This window comes from Paenibacillus sp. T2-29, assembly GCF_052921365.1.
In genome coordinates this window covers 125,695-142,944 of record NZ_JBREVE010000010.1, presented here as the reverse complement: position 1 = coordinate 142,944, position 17,250 = coordinate 125,695, and the positions used below count along the sequence as shown (strand labels likewise).

The 17,250-nt window shown below is 42.9% G+C and carries 15 protein-coding genes and 1 tRNA gene; 10 read left to right on the top strand and 6 right to left on the bottom strand.

Translation table 11 applies throughout. From position 1 onward, the window contains the following. Position 1 precedes the first annotated feature (1 nt). On the bottom strand, positions 2 to 766 hold the full coding sequence (locus ACU1JV_RS22690) for an MBL fold metallo-hydrolase (RefSeq protein ID WP_058830614.1): 765 nt from the start codon (positions 764 to 766) through the stop codon (positions 2 to 4). A 141-nt stretch (positions 767 to 907) separates the two neighbouring features. On the opposite strand from ACU1JV_RS22690, the gene ACU1JV_RS22685 reads away from it, so the two are divergent. After that, entirely contained in the window at positions 908 to 1,321 is a 414-nt protein-coding gene (locus ACU1JV_RS22685; RefSeq protein ID WP_081317887.1) for an Lrp/AsnC family transcriptional regulator, read from the top strand. Positions 1,322 to 1,776: 455 nt separating this feature from the next. After that, positions 1,777 to 1,863 (top strand) — tRNA-Thr (locus tag ACU1JV_RS22680). A gap of 612 nt (positions 1,864 to 2,475) precedes the next feature. On the opposite strand, the gene ACU1JV_RS22675 is transcribed toward ACU1JV_RS22680, so the two are convergent. From ACU1JV_RS22675 to ACU1JV_RS22660, 4 genes are all read right to left on the bottom strand, one after another. After that, the gene (locus ACU1JV_RS22675; RefSeq protein WP_413987436.1) at positions 2,476 to 3,573 is read right to left on the bottom strand and encodes a GerAB/ArcD/ProY family transporter; all 1,098 of its coding nucleotides are present in this window, start codon (positions 3,571 to 3,573) and stop codon (positions 2,476 to 2,478) included. A gap of 29 nt (positions 3,574 to 3,602) precedes the next feature. Then, entirely contained in the window at positions 3,603 to 4,829 is a 1,227-nt protein-coding gene (locus tag ACU1JV_RS22670; RefSeq protein WP_413987437.1) for a Ger(x)C family spore germination protein, read from the bottom strand. A 12-nt stretch (positions 4,830 to 4,841) separates the two neighbouring features. Beyond that, positions 4,842 to 6,458: a spore germination protein gene (locus tag ACU1JV_RS22665; protein WP_413987535.1), complete on the bottom strand. Its 1,617-nt coding sequence runs from the start codon at positions 6,456 to 6,458 to the stop codon at positions 4,842 to 4,844. 261 nt (positions 6,459 to 6,719) lie between these two features. Next, entirely contained in the window at positions 6,720 to 7,619 is a 900-nt protein-coding gene (locus ACU1JV_RS22660) for an AraC family transcriptional regulator (RefSeq protein WP_413987438.1), read from the bottom strand. Between the two features lie 163 nt (positions 7,620 to 7,782). On the opposite strand from ACU1JV_RS22660, the gene ACU1JV_RS22655 reads away from it, so the two are divergent. From ACU1JV_RS22655 to ACU1JV_RS22620, 8 genes are all read left to right on the top strand, one after another. After that, complete coding sequence (locus ACU1JV_RS22655) at positions 7,783 to 8,544, top strand: SDR family oxidoreductase (protein ID WP_013369149.1); 762 nt, start codon at positions 7,783 to 7,785, stop codon at positions 8,542 to 8,544. Positions 8,545 to 8,754: 210 nt separating this feature from the next. Next, the gene (locus ACU1JV_RS22650) at positions 8,755 to 9,582 is read left to right on the top strand and encodes a TIM barrel protein (RefSeq protein ID WP_413987439.1); all 828 of its coding nucleotides are present in this window, start codon (positions 8,755 to 8,757) and stop codon (positions 9,580 to 9,582) included. 16 nt (positions 9,583 to 9,598) lie between these two features. Beyond that, entirely contained in the window at positions 9,599 to 10,945 is a 1,347-nt protein-coding gene (locus ACU1JV_RS22645; RefSeq protein ID WP_040102267.1) for an amino acid permease, read from the top strand. 161 nt (positions 10,946 to 11,106) lie between these two features. Continuing rightward, complete coding sequence (locus ACU1JV_RS22640) at positions 11,107 to 12,120, top strand: SIS domain-containing protein (RefSeq protein ID WP_031462745.1); 1,014 nt, start codon at positions 11,107 to 11,109, stop codon at positions 12,118 to 12,120. A gap of 95 nt (positions 12,121 to 12,215) precedes the next feature. Beyond that, positions 12,216 to 12,998, top strand: coding sequence for a fructoselysine 6-kinase (gene frlD / locus ACU1JV_RS22635; RefSeq protein WP_413987440.1), 783 nt, complete (start codon positions 12,216 to 12,218; stop codon positions 12,996 to 12,998). A 63-nt stretch (positions 12,999 to 13,061) separates the two neighbouring features. Beyond that, positions 13,062 to 13,790, top strand: coding sequence for a GntR family transcriptional regulator (locus ACU1JV_RS22630; RefSeq protein ID WP_327196986.1), 729 nt, complete (start codon positions 13,062 to 13,064; stop codon positions 13,788 to 13,790). Between the two features lie 319 nt (positions 13,791 to 14,109). Further along, positions 14,110 to 14,760 carry a glycosyltransferase gene (locus ACU1JV_RS22625; protein WP_185156547.1) on the top strand — a complete coding sequence of 217 codons (651 nt, stop codon included), beginning with the start codon at positions 14,110 to 14,112 and terminating at the stop codon, positions 14,758 to 14,760. Positions 14,761 to 14,967: 207 nt separating this feature from the next. Beyond that, positions 14,968 to 16,023, top strand: a complete 1,056-nt coding sequence (locus ACU1JV_RS22620; RefSeq protein WP_040102263.1) for an acyltransferase family protein — start codon at positions 14,968 to 14,970, stop codon at positions 16,021 to 16,023. Positions 16,024 to 16,197: 174 nt separating this feature from the next. Here the strand turns inward: ACU1JV_RS22620 and ACU1JV_RS22615 are convergent, their stop codons facing one another. After that, positions 16,198 to 17,136: an SPRY domain-containing protein gene (locus tag ACU1JV_RS22615; protein WP_413987441.1), complete on the bottom strand. Its 939-nt coding sequence runs from the start codon at positions 17,134 to 17,136 to the stop codon at positions 16,198 to 16,200. Positions 17,137 to 17,250: the final 114 nt, after the last annotated feature.

Genomic DNA, 17,250 nt, shown 5'->3' with positions numbered 1-17,250 from the left:
ATTAAAAAGTGTACGATTCGCCGTCTTCGGGAACTAATAAATTAGAGGTGAATCCCTTTTCTTCTCCAAAGCTTTTTAGTTCTTTTCTAGATAATGTCCAATGATTAACTGCTTCCATATGGACTGAGATAATTTTGGCGTTAGGAGCCGCCTTATGCACCTCGTAAACATCTTCTTTGCCCATTATAAGTGAGCCCAAATCATGCCAAATATTATTTCCAGCGTTCAACACGATAATCTCAGGAGTGTGGGAAATGATTTCTTTTTCGACACCTTCATACCATACTGTATCTCCGGCTAGGTATAACGTCTTCTCGTTGGCATGTTTGAAGACAACACCACATACCTGACCCACCATTTTTAATAAATCTTTCCCTCTGCCGTGCTCTCCTTTTGTTTTAATTAACTGAATACCTTCAAAAAGCGTATCTTCAGCAAGTACTTCTACTTGTTGAAAACCGTCACTTTCAACTTGTTTAGCATCTTCTTCGTTTTGTACAAAAACTTTAGTGCCTTTTGGAAGCACTGCTTTTGCTATATCATCGTAGTGATCTAGATGCAAATGAGTCAGAATAACAGCATCGACATCCTTAATGATGTCGTAAACGGACATTGGCAAATCAATTATAGGATTTCTCAAATCCTCTCTGATCCCCGCCGGGAATGGATCATACAGACCTTTGTCCGCAAGTAATGGATCGACTAGGAACTTTTTACCTGCATAGTGAACAATGATTGTTGCATTTCGAACTTGTTGAATGTGCATATTTATATATAATTCTCCTTCTGTTTTTTTAATTTTGTTTGTTGACAATGATAAGTTTATACTAGATGCAACCTTCAAATACACAAATTAAATAAAGTGTATTGGTCTTTTTACTTTATTTTTAAAGGAGATGCGTTTGATTTGGATCAAACAGATAAACGAATTATTGAAGAGCTGAGTCAAAATAGTCGAATTACCATGAAAGAATTAGGGGAAAGAGTGCACCTAACTGGACCTGCAGCAGCAGCCCGGGTAGAAAAACTTGAGGATACTGGAGTTATAGAGGGATACAACATTAAAGTTAATCACGCAAAATTAGGATGTTTTACTTATGCATTTCTAAATATCTATATTAAAGATACACACCATCAACCATTTCTTTCATTCATTCATTCTAAAGAGGAACACATCCTAAATAATTACAAAATAAGCGGTGATGGATGCTATCTGCTTGAATGTAGGTTTCAAAGTAATGAAGCGTTAAACCAATTTTTATTAGAGTTAAACAATTACGCTAACTACAAATTATCCATTGTAATCGAGAAAACCTTGTAAACAAGAACGTCAAAGAAATTTGTATTTCTGAGAAACGAACCCATCAGAAAAAGATCCACCCTTAAAAAGAGTATATAAGAAGGTTTTTAAACTAACCTGCCCATTAGCTTAACGTAGCCGTTCAGTCTGCAAGCTTTCAGCAGGCTGCGTAAGATGCCAGCTATTAAGGAGCTGGAGATAAAGACGGGGAAGTGCACGGAGGACATAAAAGGTGCTTGCTTTAGAGCAAGATACCTAACTTTATGGGGGCGGATAATTCTAAACTACGGGATATTGTCATCTGGAGGACTGGGATCGCAATCAAAAGATCATCCTGCTTGCAGGAGACGGAGGGACTTGAGACCATTAAGGCATCTGCCTTGTACTTGTTGCCTCAATTATTTTCTTCTACCAAATCTTCTACCGAAATACGGATATCTGTAATACCTGATGGAATCCTATTTATTGTTGGACAGGCTATAGGAGCTTTGTAAAACCCATCAAAACTCTATTTCAACGCACTCGTAATGCGTAGGCCGGGGGTTCAATTCCCTTCACCAGCATTCTATAAAACTCAAGCACAGCGCGGCTTCCAAGCTTTTTGGAGGTCGCGCTTTTTCGTTGGAGCGAGCATTCTTCTAACCTTTAGTCTAGTAAAGGTGGGGCTATTTTTGCATTTTCGGAATCATACAGTTCCTTAAACCAAAGCTGTTTTTTAAAATCTTATTGAAAAGGTATGGATGACTAATGTTAAAAAAAACGGTACTGCTGATTATCGCGGCTAGCTTTTTGTTGTTTATTATAACTGTTCCAGATCAAGCCTTTAACCACCATAGTATCCAGCCTCAGGTTACCATTGGAGGAGCTTAAACGTAAGCAAAGCAAATCCCCGCTAACCTGAACTGGTCGGCGGGAATTTTTGTTGAACAATCTAAGGACAGTGTATTGTACAGTACCCCTTGTACAAATTTATGATTCTCAGAAGTGATGAATTAATGTGTAATTAAAAGCAATGCTGCATTACAAATAATGTATACAAAATAAGCTGTCTGTTATGATTAATTGAATTGGCAGGTTAAGACAAAGTAATCATAAAGATCAGATAAATAGTCGAGGGGGTGCGCTTCAATAATATGGTTATTTACCTGCTTATTAACCAAAAGAAAAAATAGGTACTAACTATAAGCCCTTCTCTTTTTCTTCCGAATTAGCATGGTCAGGAAAAGGAGGACAGGCAGAGCAATTTGAAAGATAGGCCAGACTTGAACCAAGACTATATGAAGACCGAACCACAAAAATTCGGTTAACCTAGGGGAGAGAAACGTAAGAGCATATATGATGATGCTTAGCAACAGTAACGCAGGCTTATATCTTAAGGAGGTTATCGTTTGAAGCCCTATGACAGCACCAAACATAAAACCCGCCGTTTTGACTCCGATTCCAATAAATAGAATCATCGTAAACAGGACATCAGCTCTCTCAACGATTTTCGGAAGCTGAATTAGTTGAGTAACCTCAAACAAGGGATAGGTGCTTGATGCCGCCCATTCTGGACCTAGAACCAGGACTGATAGCTCATTCATAACGATAAGGAACACAGCAGTGATCCAGTAAACAATGACGATCGACCGCTTTAATTTACGTTTATCCGTGATGATTTTGAATAGCACAAGAAAAAGAACCGTCTGCCCGAAGGGAAAAGACACGATCTCGGGAATGGCAGCCTTCAATACGGGAGTTAAACCGTTCTCCAATACAGGGAACAAAAATTCAAAGTGAATGAGTCCTGTAAAAGGAGTAAGCAATAATAGAGTTCCATAACCAAAAATCAACAGAAGGAGGAATATATGACATAGAAGGAACCAGACCCTCGGTCCAAACCGCACCACATCGGCACAGACAATTAACGCTATAAACGTAATAACTTCGGTAGGGGTTCTGTTCAGCAATGTCAGTGCGCCGAGCTCACCAATGTCCCTGACACTCCTGGAAGCTTCATAAGCAAAGTAACTGATGAACAGAAGTCCCCCCAGACTACCTATCCATTTTCCCCAATAATGGCATAGGAGCTCATATAAGTCCCGGTGTGGGTCAATCTTATGCATGTATAAATACATGATTAGCAGGACGAAGCCTGCAAGCGCACCGATCAGCATGGCCAGCCATGCATCCTGCTTGGCTGTAGCTCCCAATAGGAATAATGTTGTACTGCCTACCTGAAACAAGGAAAAAGCGATTGCTAACCCGGATACCTTGGTGACAGTTTTACTCATACTTTCAAAGCCCCTTTATACAAAATGGGTTAGGTTTGACTTCCGATATGCTTCTGTAGGAGGCCAGGACGCTGAATCCGTGCATCCACTCGAATGTCTAGTTCTATCCTCTTGAATTCTTGCTCCCAGTCTTTTTTCACCGTCTCCCACTCCCTTGGGAACCTCCGGTGAATCCGGTCAGCAAAACCAGTTGCGTCTGCACCAAATTCCTGAAGTTTAGTCCAGCCCTCATTTATCGTTTTGGTCACTTCTTTTGCAATCTCTTCTTCCAGATCATGTATGGTCTTCGTCTTGGAAATATCCTTAGTGCATGTAGTTTCATTTAAAGTCCCGTTAATTTTCACTCTAACCTGCATAGTGTAATGAGAACTGGTTTTTCTGGGTGTAAGCTTTACATTAGCAGAATTTACTAGTAGGGAAGAGTAAATATCCCTACCGGGTTGTTCGTTGCATGGGAACGAAATTTCGGTGTTGTTAACCTTTTGAGACAGATAAGATACACCCAGACTCTCTTCCTTGTTGAGAAACCCTTTAAGCTTTCCTTTTTGGAATATCGCCAATTTAGTCAATGCCAGCTTGAGTGGGACCGAGGTTTTTTTGAAGACATCCAGACTCTCTGCTTCCTTCTCGTCCTGATAGTCCCTTTCTCCGGTCAACTCGGCGACCGGTACTCCAATAGATTTGGAATCCGAGTTCATGCTTAATACGAAATCATAAACCCTAACTTTTGGAAACAACGATAAAATATCGCTCTCTTTGTCGACCAAATCAGCCATGGCGGCGCCTTGAAGTTTTTCAGGTGGCGATAATTTCTTTAATAGATCGGATGCTAGTCCGTCCGTAACAATCATATATACCATTTCCCTCGCTTCCGTATTACGAAGATAAAAATCGATTAAACGGTCCATTCCCTTCTCAGCCGCTCTCTTACCGATATATACAACACGATTATGTGCTACGTAAATTCGTCTGGATGTTTCCAAATTGCTGTACGATAACGCTTGATTATAGGTTTTGGACTTTACAGAGAATACATGGGATGCTGGTTGAGAAGTCGCTCCCGATCCTCCTCCGGTTCCACTTGCAAGGGCGGAGGGAACAATAATCTGATAGGAAACCATCCACTGTCCGTCGTCCATCATATCTACTCCTGTAGCTGCGGTTACCCATAGCTCATTCAGTTCGACTCGGTTCCAGCAACCTGCCAAAATGAATAATACGATCAAGACCAAAATAAACCTGCCTAATTGGGACATATCTGCTCCTCCTTACGCCATGGGATCTCGGCCGTGTTCGCCCGCTTGTTCTGCATATGATTCCTGCTCTGTTGTCTGCCTTACTGGATTGGAACCCCCAATCATTATCGGTCTTTTCTTCATTTTCCACCAAGGTACACGCACTAACATGTCTTTCATATTGCTCTTATAGAAAGGTGCGATCGGTACCATATAAGGAATGCCGAACGAATTTATAGATACTAATCGAACGAGGATGGGGACCATTCCCGCCAAAACGCCGTACAATCCAAATAAACCCGCTAACAGCATAAGTCCAAATCTGAGCAGACGAACAGCCCCCGCCATATTGATCGCAGGTAGTACAAAGTTGCAGATGGCTGTGAATGATACCACAATCACCATAGCTGCGGAAACCAATCCCGCCTGAACAGCAGCTTGTCCAAGAACCAATGCCCCGACAATAGAGATTGCAGGTCCTACGGCACGTGGCATTCGTACACCTGCTTCGCGGATAACCTCAAAGGTCAGTTCCATTAGCAATGCCTCAAGCAAAGCTGGCAATGGTGTACTCTCTCTCTGCGCAGCCAGAGTGATAAGCAGTGTTGTAGGCAACATTTCCTGGTGAAATGTAGTTGTTGCAATAAAGAACGAGGGTAACAGCAATGCCAAGAAAAAGGATGACATCCGAACGATCCGAAGAAAAGATGCCAAATCATAACGTTGGTAGTAGTCCTCACTGGAGGCGATAAATCGAAAAAAAGCTACGGGAGCAATCAGTACAAATGGAGTCCCATCAACCAATATCGCTACTAATCCTTCAAGCAAGCTGCCTGCTACAGTATCCGGGCGCTCAGTGTTATATATGGTTGGAAAGGGTGTCCATACCCCATCTTGAATAAATTCCTCGATATATCCACTTTCGAGAATACTATCAGTGTTGATGGAATCTAATCGTCTGGAGATTTCCTTAACTACTTCTGGATCTGCAATGCCTCGAATATATGCCACTGATACCTTCGTCTGCGTGTATGATCCGATAATTCGAGAATCAAAGTGGAGTTCAGTTGATTTGATCCTTCTCCGGAGGAGTGCGATATTGGTGGATATATCCTCTGTAAACCCCTCTTTAGGGCCGCGAATTACTGTCTGCGATGTTGGCTCCTCAACCGCTCTTTTAGCCCCCCCGCTCATAGAAGCAGCAAAGGCCTTGGTGCTGCTTTCGACAAGGAGAACCACCTGTCCATAAAGAACGGCATGGATAAGTGCTTTCTCATTTTTAAGGCAAGTGATGCCCCCAATAGGAATACGATCCATCAACCAACTTTCAACATTACGATCAGAGAGATCCCCATTTCGAATACCTGCAGTAAGTTCCTCCAGCAGTGTCGTTAAAATTTGCTGATCAATCAGGCCTTGAAGAAAGCCTACGGCGAGAACCGGATTGCCCTGTTTATCGTTCAAACAACGAAGAATGAAATCCGTGCTATGTCCTATTTTCTGCTTCAGCATGGTCACGTTGTCCTTAAGCGTGCCACTCAGCTCCTCCGATAGCTCAGTCAATTTTTCATCATTAGCTGGCTTAGGGCTGCTGCCATTTTTAGATCGTGAAGGCTGTTTAAACAGCCATTTTTTTAACTTGTCAACCATGGCCATATAGTTCCCTTCTAGATATCGGTCAACTGTAATATGCTGCTATTCCACAGTTTATATGTACTGTTCTTGTCAAAAGATGGTCGCATATCAATCCATTGCAGCTATGTTTATTGTGGAGATGCCCGTTAGCTTAACAGTGTACTGGCAGTGCTTCTTTACTTCCAATTTACAGGGCGATGGGCTATTTATGTTCTATTTGAGGCAGATAAAAGACATCATCATCAGCTGACTCATCTGCCTGACGTTGGTAAACTTCTAAATTAGCTGGGATGGTAGTTCTATGTCACGTAGATGACTGATATCTCTCATCGGTGGGCGTCCGAATAAGCGAGCGTATTCTCGGTTGAACTGAGAAGGACTTTCGTAACCGACCTGAAATCCTGCCGTTGCAGCATCGTACCCTTCCGTGAGCATCAGTCGACGTGCGCTCTGCAATCGAATGATCTTTTGATACTGAAGGGGGCTCATTCCCGTTACTCTTTTGAAGTGCTTGTGAAAGGTTGTTGGGTTCATGTTCACTTTTTTTGCTAACTCTTCAATGACTAGCTGTTCAGAATAGTCACGATTGATTACATGTATTGCATTTGAAATACCTTGTGCATAGCTTCCGATCACGGCGAACTGCCTGAGTAACGCTCCTTGCTCTCCCTCCAGCACACGATAAAATATCTCCCGGATGTAGAGTGGAGCTAGTATCTCGATATCCGTGGGTGAATCTAAAAGATTGACGAGGCGTAGAATCGCATCTAACAGAAAGGAAGTGGACGGATTAACCAAAATGCCCCTTCCCGTGTCTCCCTTTTTCTGCGAACTAGATTTCGTGCATATATCTATAATGACATCAGGGCTAAGTGTTAATTGTAAACTTAGGTACGGCAACTGTGGAGAAGCATGAGTGATTTTCCCAATCACCGGTAGATGTACGGATGCAACCATATAACTGGACGAATCGCACATGAGGCTTTCCCCAACAAACGTGACGGTTTTAGAGCCTTGGGCAATTATGTAAAGAGAGGGCATGTTGAGGGTATGCGTCGGTTTCGACTCCGTGGATGCGCGCCTGAAACAAAGCTCTGGAATCGCTGTTTGGTGTAAACCATCCTTAGGCGTATGCCGTGCTATTTGCTTAGCTAACTCCGTAATGAGTTGGTTCAAACTTATTCACCAATCCTTTTTCATTTAATCTGATATGAATATTGTAATTCAAACCGGACAGGAATAGGCAAGGAACGCGTATGAATCGTCTATCTGCTTTATTTTGATATTTCTTATAATTCAAGGCGAAAGACAAATTTCCAGATGAAAGAAGGATTCGGCAATGAGATTAATCCAGAATGCAACCCTGTCCGGAATCAAAGATAAAGTTGTTGTCATTACGGGTGCAAGCAGTGGGATTGGTGAAGCAACTACACTTTTACTGGCTGAGCATGGGGCAAAAGTCGTACTTGGGGCACGGCGACCTGAGCGCCTTGAAGCTCTTGCGGCCCGCATCGCGGAGGTTGGCGGTGAAGTCGTGTATGCTAGCACAGACGTCAGACGGCGGGAGGATGTAACCAAGCTCATCCATTTGGCATGTGAGCGATTCGGCACGATTGACGTTCTCGTGAACAACGCCGGCGTGATGCCGATTTCTCCCCTTGACGACTTGCGTGTTGAGGATTGGGAGGACATGATCGACGTCAACATTAAAGGTGTTTTGTACGGCATCGCCGCAGCACTGCCTGTCTTTCGCAAGCTGGGTTCCGGACATTTCGTCAACATTGCTTCTACAGCAGGACATAAAACTGTACCGCACCAGTCTGTTTATTCTGCCACGAAATTCGCTGTCCGCGCCATCTCTGAGGGTTTGCGACAGGAAGCCGGTGATAAGGTGCGGGTAACGATCATTTCACCCGGTTTGGTTCGGACGAATTTCGCTGAAGGTGTGACGAATCTGGAGGTGAGGGCCCGGCTCGAAGAGTCTCGTGACCAGTTCGCGTTGCCACCGGAGGCGATTGCCCGTGCCATTGCGTACGCGATTGAGCAGCCGGTTGACGTTGATGTGAATGAGATCGTAATTCGCCCCACATCTCAAGTGTAAGGTATAAAGGGGATGATAAGTAAGCCAAACGAGCAAATGTACTCGTTGAGGCTTGCTTTTTTTGCTCCTATAGGAGCTGAGCAACCCACATAGAAACCGGCTGAATGACTTTTTAATTTATTTTCAAAAAGACATTGAAATCTTTGTAACTCCTAGTTATAATACAAGACATAACAATTAAAAGCGCTTACATGAGAGGGGGTGAAGCAAATGAAGATTGCCGGAATGAATATTACGTATAGGCATTTTCCTTTCGAGCACTTCCTGGATCAAGTGACTGGGCTCGGGATCGAGCACATCGAGCTGTGGGCGGGCGAGCCTCATTTGTACGTCTACCGGAATGTTCTTGGCAACTTGAGGCGTGTGAGGCAGCAACTGAAATCCCGAGACCTGAAGGTCGTCTGTTATACGCCGGAACAGTGTGTCTATCCCTTCAATATTGCCGCTTCTGACCTCCAGCTACGGCAGAAGAGCATCGATTACTTCATAGATAATCTGTACGCGGCGCTGGAGCTGGAGACCGATATGATGCTTGTGACTTCAGGAATAGGAGACTTCGCTGTACCGCAATTGGAATCATGGAAATATGCGAGCGACTCCATCTATCAGATATCCAGGGTGGCTGAGAAGGAAGGGATGACTTTAGCGTTGGAGCCTCTGACCCGATTCGAATCGAATCTAATTATCGATGCTAAGGGAATCAAGAGGATGTTGGAGGAGATCCGTTCCCCGTCATTAAAAGGGATGATCGACACCGTAGCGATGCAACTCGCTAACGAGACACCCGAAGATTATTTCTCCTTACTCCCGGAGATGGTTCATTTTCATCTGATCGACGGTGACGGCTCGTCTGATGCGCATCTGGCTCTCGATGATGGGGTGCTGAATTGGCGGGAATATCTAACCAGTCTTCAGAGCCATAATTACGAGGGAGCTTGTACACTAGAAATTATGGGGTTCAATTATTATCAGAATCCGCAGGAAGCACTTAGGGAATCGGTCAGGAAAATAAGGGGAATGCAATTCTTATCACCTTGATTTGGAGGAACTCGTTATGAGTAATAGCTCACTTACACGAAAACTGGGCTTTTGGTCGGCCCTAGCCATCGCTGTTGGAACTACGATAGGTTCCGGAATCTTTGTCTCTTCCGGTGATGTCGCAAAAGCTGCGGGTATGCCCTCGATCTCAATTCTAGCCTGGATTATTGGTGGGGTTATTGCGATTCCGCAGGTCATGGTGCTGGCCGAATTGGCGACTGCCTACCCGCAAAATGGAAGCGGTTACGTATACCTGAATAAAGCAGGATGGAGGCCCTTGGCCTTTCTGTACGGATGGGCAACCTTCTGGGCCCTCGATCCTCCGTCCATTTCAATTATGGCTCTGGCCATTGTTGCATACCTGGCGAGCTTCTTCCCTTTCTTCGTTGGAATTGCCGGTAAACTGCTAGGAGTAGCGATCATTCTGATCATCACGTCCATCCATTATCGAAGTGTCAAGGCAGGCGGTAGTTTTCAAGTCATTATTACGGCTATCAAAATCATCCCTTTCCTGATTGTCATTGTGCTGGGCCTCATGTACATGAACTTTGACAACTTTGCTTACACACCCGCCGCAGGAGCGACAAGTTCAAGCTTAATCGGTGGCGTATCTGCCACGACGTGGGCTTACACGGGAATGGCCGCCATTTGTTTTATGGCTGGAGAATTCAAAAATCCAGGGAAAGTTCTCCCTCGGGCATTAATTAGTTCGGTACTGATTGTATTGGGTCTATATACGCTGCTTGCGGTATGTGTCACTGGCTTAATGCCGTTCGATAAACTGATGGGTTCCAGCTCCGCTGTGTCCGACGCCGTCAAGTATATTCCCGGATTATCCGGCATGGCCTCATCCTTTGTAGCCGTTACTGCGATTATTGTTATCCTGGGTTCCTTGAGCTCTTGCATTATGTTTCAGCCTCGCCTGGAATATGCTATGGCGAAGGATGGGCTGTTCTTTCAGCGTTTTGCAAAAGTTCATCCTAAATTCGAAACACCAAGCTTCTCGATCATTGCCCAGGTTACCTTAGCCTGTATTCTTGTGTTCTTCAGCAATTTAACTGAACTACTTGGTTATTTCACGCTGATTCAGCTGGTCATTAACATTATGGATTTTGCCGCAGTCTATAAATGCCGTAAGAGAGAGGATTATAACCCGATTTACCGCATGCCAATGTGGAGAGTAACCACTATTCTCGCTATCCTTGGGGCAGGATGGCTGGCTTGGGGAACCTTTACGTGGGCTCCAGTGCAGGGCATGATTGCCGCGGCGATAGTCATCGCAACGGGTCTGCCTGTGTATTACTACTGGGAGAAGAAGTATGGATCTAAAAGCAGTCATGACAGCAGCAATATAGTCATTTAGCCCGGATGAAATGAAGGGAGCGAACTCTAACTTACTGATTTCCTTCAGATTTTACAAAAAGAGTTGTTTTAACTGTATTGTCTGGTTATACTACTATATATAACAAATAAAATTGGATGATATTGGAGAGGAGCCGCTCCAGTATTAGGGAGGGAACGTAAATGTTGAATTTTGACGAACAGTTATTCCTTAAGCTTGTGGAGCAAGAGGGCCTGGCCTTTAGAGGACAAATTGAAGAGATTGTAGACGGGATTGCCAAGAAAGGGTACAGCAATATTTTTCTGATTGGTGCGGGTGGCACAATTGCGATGATGTATCCTTATGAGTATATTCTGAAATCAAACTCGACCATTGATGTGCATGCAGAGATTGCCGCTGAGTTTATGGTGATGAACAACAGACATTTCAGTAAGGATTCCGTGTGTATTTTTACATCTGTGTCAGGAACCACGCAGGAGACTGTTGCGGCAGCCGAGTTCTGTAAGGAACGGGGAGCGACTACGATTGCACTTGTGGCAGAAAGGGACACTCCGTTAACCAAAATTGTAGATCACTGCATCACTACTGGCTCGGAGAAACATTCCTTCGATACATTCTTCATGCTCCTGTACATGGTTGTGTTCCGGTTCATGTATAACAACAATGAGTTCCCTCAATATGAGCAGTTCACGAAGGAAGTTGCCTTATTGCCGCGTGCGATTCTGGACGCAGTCAAGACCTTTGACCCTAAAGCGGAAGCTTTTGCAAAAGAACATAAAGATACTGACTATCATATGATGGTTGGCTCCGGCAACCTGTGGGGGAATACTTACTCCTACGCGATGTGTATCCTGGAAGAAATGCAGTGGATTCATGCGAAGTCGATTCATGCGGCGGAATTCTTCCATGGCACGCTTGAGCTTGTGGTTGAAGATACCAGTGTTATTCTGCTGAAAGGCGAAGATGAGACCAGACCTCTGATGGATCGGGTGGAGAGATTCGCCGAGAAGATTACGAAGAAGCTGACCATTATTGATACCAAAGACTTTGCCATGGAAGGCATTAGCGAGGAGTTCAGAAAGCATTTTGCCGTAAGTATCAACTGGTCTGTACTAAGCCGTATCAGCGCCTACCTGGAGCGTGAGAGAAATCATCCGTTAACACTTAGAAGATACTATCGCCAAATGGAATATTAAGATACGCAGTCTTTAGTTCATTCTATATTGATGCATTTGATTTGAGCACTACTTTGTAGTGCTCATTCTTTAATAGCAGGGAAGGCGGGAGCAAGATGAGAATCATTACAGTCGGGGATAACTGCATGGATGTCTATCAAGCAAGCGGCAAAGCCTATCCTGGAGGCAATCCGGTGAATGTTGCCGTCTATTTAACTGAAATGGGTGCAAAGACGGCGTATCTGGGCTGGGTAGGTACCGACATTTATGGGGAGATCATGATCCAGGCTATTCAGGACAAGGGTGTGGATACTTCCCGGATTTCAAAAAAGGACGGAAAAACAGCGGTAACTTACGTGGAGATGGTGGAGAATGACCGGAGGTTCGGCGATTACGATGAGGGAGTTATGGCACAATTTTTCCTTACAGCAGAAGAGCTCGATTTTGCTGGACATTATCAGCTTGTCCACTCGGGGATATGGGGTCATGCCGATGCGTACTTTCCTCTCTTTAAGGAAAAGGGCCTGATCACTTCCTTTGATTTCTCGGATCAGTTGCAGGATGATCGAGTACTGACGTTAACGCCCTATGTAGACTATCCATTCTTTTCGTACACTCAGGATGATGATTATATTCGCCAGCTCTTGGTAGAGGTCAAGCAAAGAGGAGCACAGATTGCTGTAGCTACCTTGGGAGAGAACGGTTCGCTTGCTTACGACGGGGAACAATTCTTTCCGCACGGCGTGGGTAAGGTGAACGTCGTAGATACGATGGGAGCTGGGGATTCCTTCATTGCCGGGTTTATTTACGGCCGATTGAAAGGGTTTTCAACGGAGAACTGCCTGGAGCTTGGGGCAATCACAGCTGGGAAGACGATAGGTTATTTCGGTGCATGGTGACTGGAGATGATCATCAATGTATAATACTTATTATAATCATTGATGGATAAGGATGAATTTACCATGAATTTGAATCCTTCAACCCCCCAGCCGCTGTACATGCAGATCAGGCAAATGTTGAAGAACGATATCCAGGACGGACGATACAAACCGGATGAACAGATTCCAACGGAAGCAGAGCTCTGTGATACGTATAGTGTAAGCCGAATCACCATACGGAAAGCGATTGAGGAACTCGTGCGGGAAGGAACCCTGACGCGAATTCCTCGTAGAGGCACCTTTGTGGCCTCCAACAAATTTCATAATGAACTGTTATCCGTAAGCGGTTTCTCAGAGTTCAGCCACCAGCTGGGCATGATCCCAAACTCACGGATATTAAGGAGCGAAGTAATCCCGGCGTCTGAAGAGGTGGCTGGACATCTTCTTATTGAAGAAGGCAGCCCTGTGTTGGAGCTTGAACGGTTGATGTATGTAGATGACCGCCCGCTTTTCTATGATATAGCCCATTATTCACTCACCCGGTTTCCGGATTTAGAAAAGAAGATCGCAATGAAAGAATCGACTTACAAGATTCTGTCGGAGGATTATAACACCGAAATCGTGAGTAATGATAAGATCATTGATGTAATCGGTGCGACCAAAGATTATGCGAAATTGCTTGAATGTGATATTGGAGCGAACTTGTTCCGGATATTGAAAATTGCTTTTGACGCAAACGATGAGCCTGTTCATCTCTCCACATTTATGTGTGAGACGAATCGGGTCAACCTGACGGTCCACCGGGCAAAATAGTTCATGCCCATCGGCATGGCCTATTCTCCAAAAGGATCTAGCATCGAAACGAGTATACGGCTACTTCAGGACGTAGCTTGTTCATCAGCATTGCTTCTTTTACTTGGACCATGGAATCATGGGCTCTGCTGGCTAAGCGCCGGCAGGCCTTTTTTGTGTGTTGAAATACGAAATCATGTTTTTGTAAGATCGTTACGAGGGTGATCAGCATGTTAGATGGTAACGGCTGAAAGCTATAAATATTCCTGCGCATAGAATCGTATACTTCAACCATAATAAGACAGCCTGTTTATTCCAAACGTAAGAGGAGCGGATGAATATGAAAAATAAATGGTTACTGGCATTGTCGTTAACCTTGACGTTCGTTTTTAGCATGACTCCGGTAGTAGTCTCGCAAGCGAAGGCGGGTGAGGAAAAGGGTTTCACTTGCCTAAGTCCCAAAATGGTGCAACTGAAAGGAGATATGCAGAAGGTATGGATCGACCATACGATATGGACGAGAAGCTATATTGTCAGCGCCATATCTAATCGCCCGGACCAAAAGGACGTATTGGACCGGCTTTTACGGAACCAGCAGGATATAGGCAATGTGATCAAGCCTTATTATGGGGAAGCTGCCGGTAATAAGCTGGCTGACCTTCTGAGAGAGCATATTCTGATCGCAGGAAAAATTGTAGCCGCTGCCAAAGCGGGCAATCAGGCGGATATGAAAAAGCTAGATGCGGATTGGCATGCAAACGCCGACGATATTGCCAAATTTTTAAGTGAAGCGAATCCGAACTGGCAGTTCAAAACACTACAAGATATGCTGTACACGCACCTTCAGTTGATTACGGAAATAGTCCTTAACTGTCTCAAAGGAGATTGGAAAGCAGATATTGCAGCAACCGATAAAAATGAGATCCATATGATTTACCTAGCGGACATCCTGACAGAAGGCATTGTCAAACAGTTCCCTGAAAAATTTTAAGCGAGCGCTATAGACGCTGCAAAGCAGATTAGCTTTTTATAATCACCCCAAGGGTGGCTATGGAAAGCTTTTTTTTGTTTTTTATACTCCCCCTTTTTTTTGTATAAAAATGGGATGTGATATGGTGCTCAAAAAAATAAATATTTTATATTATTTGTTTGTGCTAATATATCTCTATTCCAATACAACTAGAAATGAGGATATTCTGTGCACCATGACAAGGAATTAAAGCTTGTAGAAACAAATATTGCGAAAGGGATTGCTGTAATACTACTTTTGATTCATCATCTTTTTGCTTTTCCTGACAGATTAAAGTACGACTATGTTTCATTATTTAGTTTATTTCATGAAAGAGGAGAGTTCTATTTAGGGCATTTTGGCCAGATCGCTATTTCTATTTTTTTATTTTTAAGTGGTTATGGTTTATATAAGAGCAATGTTCAAAATCCACAGCATTTAATGCAGAAAAGCTTTACAAGATTAAGCAAAATTATGATAAACTACTGGGTTGTTTTTTTACTTTTTATTCCGGTGGGTTTGTACTTCTTTGGAACTTCCGATAGATTTCAACATAATTCAATCATGGACTTTTTGCGAAATTTTATAGCGCTATCCAGTTCATATAATGGTGAGTGGTGGTTTTTATATGATTATATTCTGCTGCTATTGATTTTTCCGGTCACCTTCCAAGCCTTCCAACGTAACACATGGGTAACCCTTCTAATTGCTGGCCTAGTTTTTTATAATTCATATTCACAAGGAAACTATTACAGCATTATGTATTGGCAGTTGCCGTTTATGATAGGGCTGTTCTTTGCGAAATATAAATTGTACTCATGGATGAATAAGATTTATAATTCTATTATTTTCAATAATATACTATTTGATATTGTTGTTCTTGTGCTATTATTCCGTTTTCGTACTACGAGTCAATGGTTTGAGAAGACAACGATTGATATGATCATAGCCCCTGTAGTTATCCTCGTTAGTATTCATTTAATGAATAAATTAAAACTAACCAGACCTTTCGCTTACCTGGGTAAAAATTCAATGAATATTTGGTTAACCCACACCTTTTTTTGTTATTATTATTTTCAGAGTATTGTTTTCTTCCCCAAGGTATCTATCTTGATCTTGTTGTGGTTAACATTGTTAACGGTACTTACTTCAATTATTGTTAACAGTATCATCAGTCTCATTAATAACAAGGTGTACACTAAAAATATGGATATTAATCCAAACCAAGTTGGAAGCCAAGTGTAGTTTGATTTTTTGCACTCATTCAAGAGCAGTTTAGTTAAATATAAGCGCAGCCTCCATGCTTTTTGGAAGCTGCGCTTTTTTTTTGAATTAAGCGGTGGCAAACTTTTTGCCTAAAAAGTATATAAAAAAAGGACTTCATTAGCGTATTAGCCGATATGAAGTCCTTCATAATGTTTATTTGGTTGAATACTCACTTACTTCAAATGTGAGAATTTTGTTGAAGATTACATAGTCTTTGCGATTGCTGAAAGGACCTTTGTTATTATTATGTTTATCGATGGCAAAGAATGAAGCACCTCTGCCGGCATCTTTAGCGTCGTACCAAGCGATGAAGGCATTCAATTCTTTCTTACTCAGTTCGAATTCTTTATCAAATCCATTGTCCATCGTTACAGTCAGAATGGCGCGGTCACCAGTTGGTGAGGAACCATCTGTATCCGACGGATCAAGTGTTGTAGATGAACCAGGCGTTGTAGACGAATCAGGATTTGTAGATGGGTCGGGTTTTGTTGATGGATCAGGTGTTGTAGATGTACCGGATTCTTGGTAAGGCAAAAATCCTTCAGGAACTGGATATTTAAAATCACTTGCTCCAAAATTAGCTTCAAAATTTATTTTCGTACCAGTTCCACTTGCAATCACAGGGAAAACCCGCGTCCCCTCTAGTTCAGATGGTTTAATGGAATTAGCTCCGAGGGAAGCCCCATTCTTATACCAAACAATTTTATCGTTATCCAAATCCAATGCGATGCTGATAACGTCACCATTCCCAAAGCCAGAACTGTAACCTATAATTACAGGTGATTTGATACTATTGTAAATCGATCCATTATTTCCATAAATAGTTTGAGTCTCTTGATCTGATTCACCTGTTATTCCTACGAATGAGGCAACATTGTTTACTTTTACTTCCCAATACCATTTCCCGTTTGTTTTCCCCATGTTCGCTCTGTCTCTTGTTCCTGACCCATCAAGAGAAGCTACTAAAGATCCATTCGTCCAAGTCACATTTGTAGTCTCAGCTTTTGTAACGGTGGGGAACAATGAGAATATCGAAGCTCCAATGAGAAGGGCTAACATTATTGTTCCTAGTTTTTTATAAATATTTTTCATGGCTTCCTCCTAAAATTATGTAATAACAAGTGAATTATAGAACTGGATTGGGATAATTGTCCAAACATTAAATGATATATATTCAAATATGAGTATAATTATGGAAATTAATTT